Origin of the sequence: Bacteroides caecigallinarum, from assembly GCF_016901995.1 — a bacterium.
Taxonomy (GTDB): Bacteria; Bacteroidota; Bacteroidia; order Bacteroidales; family Bacteroidaceae; genus Phocaeicola; species Phocaeicola cellulolyticus.
In genome coordinates this window covers 32131-47903 of the sequence record NZ_JACJLE010000030.1, presented here as the reverse complement: position 1 = coordinate 47903, position 15773 = coordinate 32131, and the positions used below count along the sequence as shown (strand labels likewise).

Genomic DNA, 15773 nt, shown 5'->3' with positions numbered 1-15773 from the left:
TCCTTGTCTGTAGCTACAAAAGCCTTTTTCAAGCCAAGACGTGATATTTCTTTTGGAAGCACTTCTCTGGCTCCGGGACCGAAGTAAGATACTTCGTTCAATACAAATCTATTTACCATAATAATGAATTTTACAGGTTAAATACTCTTTTAAGTTCGTCCATCTGTTCGTCTGTCATTCCTTTTGGTACAAATCCCATTGAACAAGCAGACTCATAGATCTTGGCTGATTTTGATAATGTATCTATCATATCGAATGCCTCAATCAAATCCTCGCCAATAGCTACGGCACCGTGTTTTTCCCACATTACGACATCATATTCGTCAAGCTGTCTGATAGTTTCCTCTGCAAGGACTACCGAGCCTGGTAACTGATATCTTGCTATTCCTAAACCTTTCGGACAGAAAGCACGTGTTTCCGGTATCATACTCCAAAGTATCTTGCTCAATACGTCTTTCTCAAGGAAAGCAGGATTATGAGTCATTGCTACGAGTTCTATAGGGTGTGTATGAACAACGACCTTATTATTTCTACCTTTTCCAAGAAGATAGTCATGTATCATCAGATGTGAAGGTAATTCTGAAGTAGGACGTATATATTCTTCTGCAATGATGTCATAATATGTACCGTCTGCAGATATACGTATTATTGACATATTCTTCATAGGATTAGAATGTACATAACGCATTCTTTTTCCAGTGCCTGTCACTATAAAATAATTGTTGCATAAGTTCTTTACTGGCTGTGGAAGTACAATTGCTTCACCAAGCGGTTTTAGGGAAGTTATTGTCTCGTCCACTACATCTGTAATATTATAAGATATATTACCGCCATTACGTTCAGCCCATCCGCGTTCCCAAAGGTAACCGGCTACTTCAGCTATCTGGGAGATAATTTCTGAAATTGAATTGTTGTAAACCATATTTGAGTTTTTAAGTTTTTGAGTTTGTAAGTATTTTGGTTTAAATACTGTTTAAACACTATTTAAACACCGTTTAAAAATCTTCTAAACCAATGAAGGGAAGAAGATTGAGAATATCAAAATCAATAGACCTATACCTAAAGTAACAAGAGTCTTGCGGTCTGCCCCTGCCCATTCGCGCAGGATAATTCCCCATAAATTCGAAAAGACAACATTAAGCGACATAAGTATGCTCCAGGCAAATGCCATAAGGACAGCATTGTCGGTAAAGAAGCTTTTACCCATTTCCAGACCGAAGAACTGTGAATACCATAATACTCCTGCAAGCATGCAGAACAATACATTGTTGATAAACAGTGATGGAGAGACCTTGAAATAGTCTTTCGTAGTTCCATTCTTTATATTCTGCCAGAAACAATAAGCTGCATTGGTAAGGAAACCACCAAAAGTAACCAACAGAATAACAGGCAATCCGGCATAAAGAGGATTGACACCGGCTGATAAGGCAGCCTCCTTAATAGGAGTTCCCGCATCAAGTCCAAGTGCGAAACATGCACTCATAACTCCGGCTAGAAGAGCTACAAGAAGTCCCTTGGTAAGGGCAAAGTCTTTAACTGCCGCTTTCTTTTCTTCTTCACTCATTGACTGCGAGCGAAGAGAACCGCTATAACCGATAACAGCTATACCGGCAAGAGTGATACATACACCTAAAAGTAGTACAAGTCCTTCGCCATGAAACAAATCTGTACCGGCCATAAGTGCAGGGAACAATGTACCGAAAGCCGCACATGTACCTAAAGAAATAGACTGGCCTAAAGCCACGCCAAGATAGCGCATGCTTAACCCGAATGTAAGTCCGCCAATTCCCCACAACACTCCATATACTATTGCCTTCAGTGCTCCTCCGGAGGATAGTAACGAAAAAAGGGAACCACCCTCGGGCACTGCCAAGAGTGCTCCGAGAAGTGGAAATACCAACCAGGCGAATATACCTTGTACCAACCAGAAGTTTTCCCATTCCCAAGACTTGATTTTCTTGATTGGAACGTAAGAACTGGACTGGCCAAAGCTGCCTATGGCTATTATTAATAAACCTAATAAAACATCCATCGTTATCAACGTTTTGAAGTAACCTCAGCTTCGTATTTTTCTACTTCTGCAATAAATTCATTGCCTACAGGTACACCATTCTTCAGGCAGAACATATCATAGACTGCATTCCAAGGTAACGCTTTAGCTTCTTCAAGAAGAGCCAGACGCTGGAATCCCATGTCGTTTGCCTCATATTCGCGAAGTTTTACAAGTGGTTCAAGCAATGCACGTGTCATACTCTTCTGTGCAGCACGGCTACCGATTACGTATGCACCGATACGGTTGATTGAAGCATCGAAATAGTCAAGACCGTAATGAACTCTGTCGAGAGCATCACAACGAACGATTTCACTGAACAGATCGAGTGTAGGATCGTCCATTATAGTTACATGGTCTGAGTCCCAACGAACAGGACGGCTTACGTGAAGCATCAGTTCCGGAACATAAAGCAGAAGTGAAGACACTTTATCTGCCACACTTTCAGTCGGATGGAAGTGACCTGTATCAAGAGTCACCATCTTATTGTTCTGTGCTCCGTATGCTACATAGAATTCATTTGAACCTACAGTGTAGCTTTCAAGTCCGATACCGAACACTTTTGATTCGATACAGTCTTTCATGTTCTTATATTCAGTAGCGAAAATCTCGTCAAGCGAGTTCTTGAGGTTTTCACGATACTTCATACGGTTTACAGTAATATCCTTGCTACCGTCGTGTACCCATACGTTCATGATACATGGATCGCCCTGAGCTTTACCCATATCTTCTGCAATGGCACGGCAACGTTTGCTATGTTCAATCCAGAAATCACGAATACCCTTATCCGGATTTGAAAGTGAAAGGTTTCCACTCTTCGGATGTCCGAAACATGTAGTGTTGAAGTCAAGCTTCATATCGTTTTCCTTACCCCATTCTATCCAGCTTTGAAAATGAGTTGTGTCAACTTCATCACGGTCAACTACCTTACCCTGAAAATCACCATATATTTCATGAAGATTCAGACGGTGTGTTCCCGGAATCATTGATTTAGCCTTTATGATGTCAGCACGAAGTTCGTCAATGTTTCTTGCCTTGCCAGGATAATTACCTGTAGCCTGAATTCCTCCGCTAAGCTGTCCTGCCTGTACTTCAAAACCAGCTACATCATCAGCCTGCCAGCAATGAAGTGAAAGGTGGAAATTCTGCATCTGTTCCAATACTTTGTCTGTATCTACACCTAATGCTGCATAACGTTCTTTTGCGATCTCGTAAGATTTTACTATTAATTCTTCTTTCATGGTTTTTGAGTTTATAAGTTTATGATTTTTATTTTATTACTTGTTTATGATTTCCAAATACTTCTGATATGCTTCATTCCAGTTTTCTGAATCCATAGGATTATATGTGGAAAGCTCTACGTTTGCAGAAATTACATTTCTCATTTCCTGAAGTGAATTTACAATTCCCGCAGCCTTGGCCTGTAGCATGATATTTCCTACAGATGAAGCCTCAGCAGGACCTGCAATAACAGGAAGTCCTATAGCATTTGAAGTAAACTGATTAAGAAGTGCATTTCTTGAACCTCCTCCTATGACATGAAGTTTCTCTATAGGATTCTCTGCCAAAGTCTTGAACACATCAAGTGTTTCGCGATACTTCATTGCAAGGCTCTCAAAAATCATTCTAATATAAGCGGCATGACTCTGAGGTGCGGTCTGTCCTGTTCTCTTACAGTATTCATTGACAGCTTCCGGCATATCTGCAGGATTAACAAACAAAGCATCATCAGGATTGATAAAGCATTTGAAGGCCTCTGCTTCGGAAGCCATCTTGACCATATCAGGATAAGAATATTCTATACCGTCCTTCTTCCAACGTTTCAGACACTGTTCCACTATCCACATACCGGTAATATTCTTCAGGAGTCTGATTGTACCATCTACTCCTCCTTCATTTGTAATATTGTATTCAGCAGTCTTTTCATTTACCACCGGATGTTCTGTTTCAATACCCATAAGTGACCATGTACCTGAGCTGAGATAAGCAAAATTCTTATCCAATGCAGGAATTGCAGCCACTGCGGAAGCCGTATCATGTTCGGCTACAGCTACAACTGGCACAGGCTGTATCTGGAGTTCTTCCGCCAATTCGTCAGTAATATTTCCAATTACAGTACCAGGCTTTACAATAGGAGCCCACTTTTCTCTATACACTCCAACACTCTTAAGCAACTCATCATCCCAATCTCTTGACTCCGGATTAAGCAAACCAGAAGTAGATGCTATGGTATATTCTGTCACTTCCTTTCCTGTAAGCATATAGTTCAATGCATCCGGAATAAAAAGTATTTTATCTGCGTTCTGCATTGAATTACATTTACGCTCGTTCATCACATAAAGCTGAAAGATTGTATTGAAATCCATGTGCTGTATGCCGCTGCGCATATACACATCCTTGGAGTTCATAACTTTATCGAAATATTCCTCTTTCTTTCCGATAGTCTGCGGATCTCTGTATGCGTATGGTATGCCACACAATTCTCCATCCGGGTTTACACATACGATATCCACTCCCCAGGTATCAATACCTGCCGATGTTACAGGAACTCCCTTACGGGCTACTTCTGTAAATCCTTTCTTAAGATTTTCATACAATGAATAAATGTTCCAATAGAAATGTCCATTCCACTGCAACATCTGATTTGGAAAACGTGTTATTTCTTCCAAGGTCAACTTCTCCCCCTCCAGTTTTCCAAGTATAGTTCTGCCACTTGTGGCGCCTAAATCGAATGCGATAAAATAGTTTACTTTCATAAAAACAATGGTTAACTTTGATTATGTTGCAAATGTACAGACTCAGGAAAGAAACAACAGGTAAAAAATGATGTTAGAAATGGAAGATTTGATGGAATTACATATCTTTGCAAAAACCACGATATAATGAAAAACAATTTTACGAAAAACTATAAATATCTTATAAGCAGCCAACGTGATGAGGACTGGGGAATAACTGTCAATACCGTAGGATGTGAAACTATTGAAAAGAACTACGAAACATACCCGCCCCGTACAGGTCATCCGGCACAATTTTTCTTCACACCGTCGCGTGGCAGGAAACTGGACAGCTATCAACTTCTATATATAATAAAAGGTAAAGGGATATTTTTCACTTCACCTGAGGATAGCATGGAAATTAAGGAAGGAGATATGATTATACTTCGACCGAACCAATGGCACAGCTACATGCCTGATAAGAAAACAGGATGGACTGAAATGTGGATCGGTTTCGAAGGAGCAAACATGGACAACAGATTCAAAAACAATTTCTTCAACAAAGAACAAATAATATACAGGATAGGAGTACAGGACAATATTGTAAACCTATATAATCAAGCCATAAAGGTTGCCAATGAAGAAAAAGCTGCCTGCCAGCAATATCTAGCAGGAATAGCAAATCTGATTCTTGGTATGACAATGTATTATGATTATAACAGATGTTTCGACACTGCTACTGAAGAACAAATAGACAAAGCCAAAATCATTATAAGGGAAAATCTGCTGAAAGGAATAACAGCTGAAGATGTAGCTTCCAAGATAAACATGAGTTATTCATGGTTTCGCAAACTCTTCAAAGACTACACAGGAGTATCGCCTGCACATTACATTCAAGAACTGAAAATACAGGAGGCCAAACAGTTATTGTCGGGAAGTGACACTAATATAAAGGAAGTATCATACTATCTTGGTTTCGACGATATAGCGTATTTTTCAAAAGTGTTCAAGAAATATACGGGATTTACTCCTATTGAATATAAAAAGATATACTATTAATGAAAGCACAATACATTAAATATAAACTAACAAAAATAGATATAAAAAATACTGCAACATTAAGACTCTTAATCCTGTTATGGATATTTGCAGCAGAACCGGTCTTTTCTGAAAAGCATTATGTTTTCACACCATTGGACGCATCACAAGGACTGTCCGGCAATAAAGTCAGAAACATATCACAACTACCAGACGGACGTATGATGATAACAACAGAAGGACAAATAAACATATACGACGGAACCAGCTTTACATATCTTCACTATAATAAGAACAACATATGCCGATTATCGGAATATTCTGGATTTAACCATACGTATGTTGACAACAGCGGATATGTGTGGGTTAAGAACAATCATACTTTAATGGTTGCCGACATTACACGCGAAGAGTTCCTGAATTGTCCGGATTCCATATTCAGAGAATGGGGAATAAACACACCGTTGAAAGATTTGTTCATGGACAAATATAGTGATTTATGGGTTATCACGGAAAAAGACGATTTATTACACATAAGTAAAGACAGGAAAAATACATTTATTTTCAAAAATAAGGTTTCACTGGACAATGATCAGATTTATGATTTAGGAGTAATAGACGACAAACTTTATCTATTCTACAAATCAGGAATGCTGATATGCCATGATATAGTGTCAGGAAAAGAATTGTACAGACGTAATGTACCGGCCGACCTGCCCAAAGCACTATACGGAAATACTTCGTATGTAGTACAAGGCCATGATTCGTTTTATCAGTTATGTAATGGCACAGGCGGTGGCATAATGCTAAATTTCAACATATATAAAAAGAACTGGGAAATAGTCATGAACACAGACTCATGGTTCAACTATCTTTCCATTGACCGCGACGGCAGCATTTGGGTTAGCGGACATGACGGACTCTACAACATTTCACCCGATCTGAAAGAAAAGCAATACATACAGACACTTAAACTGGTTGACGGTAGAAAAATTGACACAGAAATAAGCACGCTGTACAATGACCTTCAGGGTGGAATGTGGATAGGTACGTTAAATCGTGGTATCCTATATTACCATCCTAACCGTTTTCGTTTTCAAAATATCGGAAAAGTGATGTTCTCTCTTCCTGAAGAAACTTCAATGCACGTGACAGGATTTGAAGAGACTGAGAACAAAGATATCATAGTAAAGACTGATACAGGAAATTATTTATATAACCCCAAATCAGGCAGCATTTCAGTGTATAAAGGTAAGGTAACGACAATTAAAGAAGAAAAAATCGACAACCTCAATAATAAAAGAATACTTCAGACTGCCAAAATCGGAAAAGATTTATTGGTAGGTATTACCAGAGACGGATGGTTTATATTTGATAAACAAAACAATAAAACCGATTTCCATCCGACATGTCATCCTTGCAACTGTATTTATACGGCAGGAAGTGGAAAAATTTGGATAGGATTAGAAGACGGACTTATGCTACTGGATGTGAAAACCGGGAAAGAACACAGATTTCACACATCCGATGGCCTTGTAAATAATTCAGTCCGTAGCATAATACAAACGCCTGACAGTTCCGTATGGATTTCCACTGCCAATGGAATAAGCAACATGCAAGCGAACAGAAACACAGCCGATTCGCTTGGATACTCATTTGTCAACTTCAATCAATATGATGGAGTCATAACCGATGAGTTTTGCGAACGTTCTGTCTATATCACTTCCGACAACACCATCTACTGGGGTGGTATTAACGGTTTCAACATATTGAATACATCTTCTGCACAAACAGAAGAAATCCCTTATTTGCCATTGTTCGTCGGATTTAACCTGTTTGGAGAGAAAATCAACAACGGAATGTATTATCATGATAAGCAGATATTAAAAAATCCTATAACAACGACAAAAGAGATTGTTCTGCGCCATGACCAGAACTTCTTTACAATAGAGTTTGCCGCCATGAACTACATAAATCCGACACAGACATACTATCGTTATCAACTTAACGGAATAGACAAGACAGAACTGGAAATCCATTCAACAGACGGTAGAGGAAGAGCCACTTACACAGATTTGCCTCCCGGTGACTATACATTCAAAGTACGCGCTACAGGAAACGGCAAAGGATGGACAGATAAATATGCCGAGCTTAAAATACGAGTAAAAGCTCCGTTCTGGAAAACCGGATATGCTTATACCGTTTATATAATATTAGCCGGCAGCTGCATAGCAGCTTTCATACTTCTATATATCAGAAAAAAGAAACGAAGCATAATACGTGAACAGAAAGAAAAACTGGATGAAATGAAAACAACATTCATCCAAAACATTAATCAGGAACTGGAAGAACCGATTAAAAAGATAATATCTCCTCTGGATGCTGTAATTATGCACATGGACGAAGGAAGGAGCAAATTACAACTGCAGTCTATTCGTCAGAATGCTACAGAACTACAAACATTAGTAAAGCAACTTTCAAAAGGAGCATTATTGCCTATACCGACCGATGAAAACAATATAAACCTAGATGTACTGATTGTTGAGATGCGTCAATTGCTGGAACAGCAAGAAACGAGAAAGAAACAAATAAACACTATCAACGAGAAAGAAGAAAAACAGGAACTCTTAAGCGAAACAGACGAAGCATTTATACGAAAAGTCCTTAAAAATGTAGAGCAGAATCTGGACAATCAGGAATACTCCGTGGAAACACTAAGTCGCGACATGGGAATGGACCGCACTGGACTTTACCGTAAGTTGATAGCTTTGGTTGGAAAAACGCCTACCAGTTTTATACGCTCCGTTCGTCTTAAACGGGCAGCACAACTGCTGGAAAAAGGTTATACTGTTGCCGAAGTGGCAGACAGTGTTGGCTTCAGCACTTCAAGTTATCTGTGTAAATGTTTTCAGGAAGAATTTGGTGTACGTCCTTCACAATACGTCCAACAACTGAAAAAGCATTGATAAATTTCAACCAATATATTGTTATCTGCAACATATTTACAACTTTTTCTTATGCCATCATGATAATTTTGCATGTACGAAAAACATTGAATCCACATTTTAAAGTGTAATTAAATTATCTCTTAATCAAACATACAAACCATGAGAAAAAGTTTATTGATTTTAGCATTATGTTCATTGCCGATTTTTGTATGGTCGCAAAAATACCAGGAAACAGAAAACGGCATAAAGACTTCCATCAATGAAAAAAAAATAGATGTAGAAGTTCAGTGGTTCACTCCAAACAGTCTGAGAATTTTAAAGACACCGCTAGGAAAGACTGTAGAAAAGAAAAGTCTCTCCGTTATTGCAAAGCCGAATAAGTCCGGAGTAAAAATCGCCACATCAGACAACAGCAAGATTGTAATGAAAAGCCCTGTACTGACTGTTACTCTCAATACAGAAAATGGTATAATAACCTATGCCAAAACAGACGGTACTGTTCTATTGAAAGAGAATGAAAACTCAAAGCCTTTTACTCCGATGAAGGATGCCGATAGAGATACATATACCGTTTATCAGGGATTTATTACAGATAAGGAAGAAGGACTGTACGGTCTGGGACAGTTACAAAACGGACAGATGATGCAACGCAACATGAGTAAAGTATTAATTCAAGGTAATGTTGAAGATGTGTCACCTATCTTTCAGTCAACAAAAGGTTATGGAGTATTTTGGGACAATTATTCCGCGACTACTTATACAGACAACGAAAATGAAACCTCATTCAGTTCCGAGGTGGGAGACTGCATTGATTACTACTTCATGTATGGTGGTTCTGCCGACGGAGTTATAGCACAAGTACGTGCTTTGACAGGAGAAGTACCGATGATGCCACTGTGGAGCTACGGATTTATGCAGAGCAAGGAAAGATACAAAAGCCAGGAAGAAAATGTAGGTGTGGTAAAAAAATACAGAGAATTAGGTATTCCATTAGACTGCATCATACAAGACTGGCAATACTGGGGACATAACTATCTGTGGAATGCAATGGACTTCCGCAATCCGTCTTTCGACAATCCTAAAGCCATGATTGACAGCATACACGGAATGAACGCGCATATGATGATTTCTATATGGTCTTCTTTCGGACCGGCAACAAAACCATACCGTACATTAGATAAAGAAGGACTCTTATTCAACATAGAGACATGGCCACAATCAGGAGTTGAAGGCTGGCCGCCAAACATGGAATATCCATCAGGAGTTAGAGTTTACGATTGTTACAACCCTAAGGCACGTGACATTTACTGGGATTACCTTAACAAAGGTATATTCCAATTAGGTATGGACGGATGGTGGATGGATTCAACAGAACCAGACCATTTCAACTGGAAAGATAGCGACTTTGACCGCCAGACTTACTTAGGTTCATACCGCAGCGTACGCAATGCATATCCTCTTATGACTGTTGGAGGTGTTTACGATCATCAGCGTGCAGAAACCAGCGACAAACGTGTTATCATATTAACCCGTTCAGGCTTCCTCGGACAACAACGTTATGCCTCAAACGTATGGTCTGGCGACGTACAGTCATCATGGGATATGTTCCGCAAACAAATAACTGCAGGACTTAACTTCTCACTCACAGGAATGCCACATTGGAATTCTGATTTGGGAGGCTTTTTCGCCGGCTCATATAACACTAATGGAAATGCCAGTGCCACAAGAAACCCAATGTATCAGGAACTTTATGTACGCTGGTTACAATTCGGAGTTTTCTGTCCGATGATGCGTAGCCACGGTGCCGACACTCCCCGTGAATTTTTCTGGTACGGCAAAGCCGGCGAACCGGTTTATGACGCATTGGTAGATGCTGTGAAATTACGTTATTCCCTACTGCCTTATATCTATTCTACAGCCTGGGAGGTTTCACACAGACAGTCAACATTTATGCGTGCCCTCTACATGGATTTCCTAAATGACAAAAACACATGGGAAATAGGTAACGAATACATGTTCGGAAAAGCATTCCTCGTAGCGCCTGTTCTTCACGCGCAATACACACCTGAACAAAAACAAAATATCTTAAAAGAGAACGAAGGATGGAATAAGACAACAAACAATCAGGTAAACCTTTCATTAAATGTTGACTTTACACAGTCTAAAGAAATGGAAGTTTATCTTCCATCAGGAAACAAATGGTATAATTACTGGACTAACGAGGATTTCGACGGTGGACAAAAATTGAAAATCAAGACATCACTTGACAGAATACCACTTTTTGTCCGTGCAGGAAGCATCATACCTATAGGTCCGGATGTGCAATATACAAACGAGAAGAAATGGGATAATCTGATAATAAACGTATATCCGGGAGCGGACGGAACATTTACACTTTATGAAGACGAAGGTGACAATTACAATTATGAATCCGGAGCATACACTGAAATACAAATGAAATGGAACGACACAAAACGTATTCTCACAATTGATGCACGTAAAGGTGAATATAACGGTATGCTGACCAAACGTAACTTTACCATACGTACAGCCGACGGAAAAGAAAAAGTCATTACATACAGCGGAAAGAAAATAAATGTAAAGATATAATAGTACAAATAAAGTTATTATTATAACCATATAGGAAAGTGAATATTGCGTATAAATTGTAATATTCACTTTCCTATTTATGTTTATATATTGCAGAAAAAAGACATTTTTGTACCTTTGCACTTCAAACAACAGATTTCTATATATGGAATTAAAAGAACATTTCTCCGATAAAATATTTAGTATAATATCCGAAACTGCAGACGAACTAGGGTTGGAATGCTATGTAGTAGGAGGCTATGTGCGAGATATATTCCTGAAACGACATTCAAAGGATATTGATGTGGTAGTGGTAGGAAGCGGTATAGAAATAGCACAGGCACTAGGCAAAAAATTAGGCAAAGGAGCTAATGTTTCGGTGTTCAAGAATTTCGGAACAGCACAGGTGAAATTCAGAGACATCGAAGTGGAATTTGTAGGTGCAAGAAAAGAATCATATAGCCACGACAGCAGAAAGCCAATAGTGGAAAACGGAACACTGGAGGATGACCAGAACAGACGAGATTTTACAATAAACGCTATGGCCGTCTGCCTGAACAAAGACCGTTTCGGCGAGTTGGTTGACCCATTTGACGGTATGGAGGATCTTAAAGACAGAATCATAAGAACCCCTCTTGATCCGGACATAACATTCAGCGATGACCCTCTGCGAATGATGAGATGTATCCGTTTTGCCACACAGCTGAACTTCTACATAGAGGACGAGACATTCGATGCTTTAGGAAGAAATAAGGAACGTATCAAGATTATATCAAAGGAACGTATAGCAGACGAACTGAATAAAATAATATTATCTCCTATACCGTCGAAAGGATTCGTAGATCTTGACAGATGCGGGCTTCTGGAACTTATATTCCCTGAGCTATGTGCCTTACAAGGTGTAGAGACAAGAAACGGAAGAGCCCATAAGGATAATTTTTATCACACGCTTGAAGTACTCGACAATATATCGAAAGCTACAGACAATCTGTGGCTCAGATGGTCTGCCCTGCTTCATGACATAGGCAAACCCAAAACAAAAAGATGGGAACAGAAAGCCGGATGGACTTTCCATAACCATAACTACATCGGTGAGAAGATGATACCGGACATATTCAGGAAAATGAAACTTCCCATGAACGAGAAGATGAAATATGTCCAGAAAATGGTGAGCCTCCACATGCGTCCTATAGTAATAGCCGACGAAGAGGTTACTGATTCTGCAGTAAGACGACTACTCTTTGAAGCAGGTGACGATATTGACGATCTGATGTGTCTGTGTGAAGCGGATATCACCTCTAAGAACGAAGCCAGAAAACAACGTTTCCTGGACAATTTCAAGCTTGTAAGACAAAAGCTGAAAGACCTTGAAGAAAAAGACAGGATAAGAAATTTCCAACCACCTGTAGATGGAGCTGAGATTATGAGAGTTTTCAACTTACAGCCTTGCCGCGAAATAGGTGACTTGAAAAGTTATATCAAAGATGCTATTCTGGACGGTGTAATACCTAACGAACACGATGCAGCATTTGAATATATGATGGAAAAAGCAAAAAAGATGGGCTTGAAACCTGTTAATGAATAATATAATCCCAATTTTTATCATCCTGTAGTATTATTGTAATATACAGGATGATAAATCTTCACAAGACTAAAGCAAAACCTAAAACAAAATTACCAAAAATCTAATATATTTTAAATCCACATCAAATATAATTTCCCACAAACTTCGTCCACAGACCACTCTAGAGCATTTTCAAGAATTAAAAATTTCCATTTTTGTAAATTCCAAACATTTTGATGTTTTTTATTTCAGAAATTTGTTTATAGCTTTGCAATACTTTTCAGAGTGACATCAGTCTCAAAAGGGAATACCGTGAAAATCGGTAACAGTACCCGCTGCTGTGATTCTTGATGAAACGGAACAAGGTTATTCCGACCACTGCCTCATTGGCGGGAAGGTGTTCCGCGGAAAGATCAGTCAGAAGACCTGCCCTGAAAAGAAAAAACAAACAATTGTATGATTTAAAAGACAAAAAAATGGAAACAAAAGACATCTGCATCATCAAAAGAGACGGGAAGCGGGAAAACTTCTCATCTGCAAAAATCTACAACGCCATTACAAAAGCTTTCGTAGCATCAGATCTTACAGACTGCGAAACCCTTATCGACGAAATAACACAAAGGGTAATCAACCATTTCAATACGCCTACCATAGGTGTGGAAGAAATACAGGACCTTGTAGAAATGGAATTGATGAAAGTAAGACCGGAAGTAGCGAAAAAATATATCATCTACAGGCAGTGGAGAAACACCGAACGCGACCGCAAGACGAAAATCAAACATATCATGGATGGTATTGTAGCTATCGACAAGAATGATGTCAACCTTAGCAACGCCAACATGTCAAGCCATACTCCGGCCGGGCAGATGATGACTTTTGCATCTGAAATTACAAAAGACTATACTTACAAGTACCTTCTGCCTAAAAAATATGCAGAGGCACACCAGTTGGGTGATATTCATATTCACGACCTGGACTATTATCCGACAAAGACTACCACATGCATACAGTATGATCTGGAAGACTTGTTCGAGAGAGGATTTCACACAAAGAACGGAAGCATACGTACTCCACAGTCTATACAAAGTTATGCCACTCTTGCTACTATAATCTTCCAGACCAACCAGAACGAACAGCACGGAGGACAAGCAATACCGGCATTCGATTTCTTTATGGCCAAAGGAGTTCTGAAAAGCTACCAGAAGAGTGTAGCTTCAATCATGTCTTTCTTTATGGAAATGAAAGGCATTGACATAACAGAAGAGACTCTGAAAGACCGTGTAAAAAAGCATCTCATGACAATAATCCCGTCTGAAGATGATAAAAACAACCTTATAGAGGAGCTAAAATCCATAGGTGCAAGCATAGAAAAGGGAGACCTGGAACATATATTAAACAAGGCAAACGAACGTACTCGCAAAGATACTCACCAGGCGATGGAAGGTTTTATCCACAATCTTAATACGATGCACTCAAGAGGCGGTAACCAAGTAGTTTTCAGTTCTATAAACTATGGTACAGACACGTCGGCAGAAGGAAGAATGGTTATAGAAGAGTTGCTTAAATCTACAATAGAAGGTCTTGGAGCTCACGGTGAAGTTCCTGTATTCCCGATACAAATTTTCAAGATAAAGGATGGAGTATCATATTCGGAAGAGGATTATCAACTTGCAATGAGCGACTTCGATGCCGCAATGGAAGGAAAGCTACAGTTCAAGGCACCAAACTTCGACCTTTTCCTAAAAGCATGTCGTACCACAGCCAAGGCTTTATTTCCTAACTTCATGTTCCTTGATACTCCATTCAACAAACATGAATTATGGAAAGCCGATGATCCACACAGATATAAATACGAGCTTGCCACAATGGGATGCCGCACAAGAGTATTCGAAAACATTAATGGCGAAAAGACATCACTGGGAAGAGGAAACCTGTCATTCACCACGATGAATATGCCAAGACTGGCTATAGAAGCCAGAATTAAGGCAGAAAGTATTATCGATTCAAACAACAAGGAGGCTATTGAACAAAAAGCCAAAGAAGTATTCCTTCAGTCGGTAGAAGAGATGGCAGAAATGATCGCCGAACAGCTTTATTCAAGATACCAGTATCAGAAGACAGCCTTGGCAAGACAATTCCCGTTCATGATGGGCAACAACGTTTGGAAAGGCGGATGCAATGTAAATCCAAATGAAGAAGTCGGTGACATACTGAATCAGGGAACACTTGGTATAGGTTTCATCGGAGGTCACAACGCAATGGTTGCACTCTACGGCCAGGGACACGGACACAACAAAAAATCATGGGATACCCTTTACGAAGCTGTAGAGAAAATGAACGAGGTAGCCAAGAGATATAAAGAAAAATATCATCTCAACTACTCTGTCCTTGCCACTCCTGCAGAAGGCCTGTCTGGGAGATTCACAAAGATGGACAAGCGCAAATATGGTATTATAGAAGGAGTAAATGACAGAGATTATTACGTCAATTCATTCCATGTTGATGTAAAAGAGCCTATCAACATCGTTGACAAAATTAAATGTGAGGCTCCTTTCCATGCACTTACCCTTGGAGGACACATCACATACGTAGAACTGGACGGTGAGGCGCAGAAAAACGTAAAAGCCATAGCCAAAATAGTAAAAGTAATGAACGACGAGGGCATTGGATACGGTTCGATAAACCATCCGGTTGATACATGCCACAACTGTGGATACAGAGGTGTGATCTACAGCAAATGTCCGATATGTAACAGCGAGAACATACTCCGCATGCGCCGTATCACAGGTTACCTGACAGGTGATTTGAACAGCTGGAACTCGGCAAAACGTGCAGAAGAACGCGACAGGGTAAAACATGCCTAATCTGAA

General features: G+C 39.6%; 9 protein-coding genes, 1 pseudogene and 1 riboswitch. Of the genes and pseudogenes, 5 read left to right on the top strand and 5 right to left on the bottom strand.

What is annotated here, in order from left to right; all coding sequences use genetic code 11:
- The 5 genes and pseudogenes from H6A61_RS15965 to H6A61_RS09075 form a co-directional block, all read right to left on the bottom strand.
- A pseudogene (locus H6A61_RS15965) lies at nt 1–119 on the bottom strand (lactaldehyde reductase); the annotation flags it as partial.
- 11 nt (nt 120–130) lie between these two features.
- Nucleotides 131–922 (bottom strand): rhamnulose-1-phosphate aldolase, encoded by a 792-nt coding sequence (gene rhaD / locus H6A61_RS09090; protein ID WP_204393024.1) that lies wholly within the window; start codon nt 920–922, stop codon nt 131–133.
- An 84-nt stretch (nt 923–1006) separates the two neighbouring features.
- The gene (rhaT, locus tag H6A61_RS09085) at nt 1007–2032 is read right to left on the bottom strand and encodes an L-rhamnose/proton symporter RhaT (protein WP_204393022.1); all 1026 of its coding nucleotides are present in this window, start codon (nt 2030–2032) and stop codon (nt 1007–1009) included.
- A 5-nt stretch (nt 2033–2037) separates the two neighbouring features.
- Entirely contained in the window at nt 2038–3291 is a 1254-nt protein-coding gene (locus tag H6A61_RS09080; protein ID WP_204393020.1) for an L-rhamnose isomerase, read from the bottom strand.
- A 36-nt stretch (nt 3292–3327) separates the two neighbouring features.
- Nucleotides 3328–4806, bottom strand: a complete 1479-nt coding sequence (locus tag H6A61_RS09075) for a rhamnulokinase (protein ID WP_204393018.1) — start codon at nt 4804–4806, stop codon at nt 3328–3330.
- 126 nt (nt 4807–4932) lie between these two features.
- Between H6A61_RS09075 and H6A61_RS09070 the strand changes: the two genes are divergently transcribed.
- From H6A61_RS09070 to H6A61_RS09050, 5 genes are all read left to right on the top strand, one after another.
- Nucleotides 4933–5823 (top strand): AraC family transcriptional regulator, encoded by an 891-nt coding sequence (locus tag H6A61_RS09070; protein WP_204393016.1) that lies wholly within the window; start codon nt 4933–4935, stop codon nt 5821–5823.
- Nucleotides 5823–8768 carry a helix-turn-helix domain-containing protein gene (locus H6A61_RS09065; RefSeq protein WP_204393014.1) on the top strand — a complete coding sequence of 982 codons (2946 nt, stop codon included), beginning with the start codon at nt 5823–5825 and terminating at the stop codon, nt 8766–8768. The genes H6A61_RS09070 and H6A61_RS09065 overlap by 1 nt, the downstream gene beginning before the upstream one ends.
- 141 nt (nt 8769–8909) lie before the next feature.
- Nucleotides 8910–11360, top strand: coding sequence for a TIM-barrel domain-containing protein (locus H6A61_RS09060; RefSeq protein WP_204393012.1), 2451 nt, complete (start codon nt 8910–8912; stop codon nt 11358–11360).
- 145 nt (nt 11361–11505) lie between these two features.
- Nucleotides 11506–12924: a CCA tRNA nucleotidyltransferase gene (locus tag H6A61_RS09055; protein ID WP_204393010.1), complete on the top strand. Its 1419-nt coding sequence runs from the start codon at nt 11506–11508 to the stop codon at nt 12922–12924.
- Between the two features lie 245 nt (nt 12925–13169).
- Nucleotides 13170–13351: riboswitch (cobalamin riboswitch) on the top strand.
- Nucleotides 13352–13379: 28 nt separating this feature from the next.
- Nucleotides 13380–15767 (top strand): anaerobic ribonucleoside triphosphate reductase, encoded by a 2388-nt coding sequence (locus H6A61_RS09050; RefSeq protein WP_204393008.1) that lies wholly within the window; start codon nt 13380–13382, stop codon nt 15765–15767.
- Nucleotides 15768–15773: the final 6 nt, after the last annotated feature.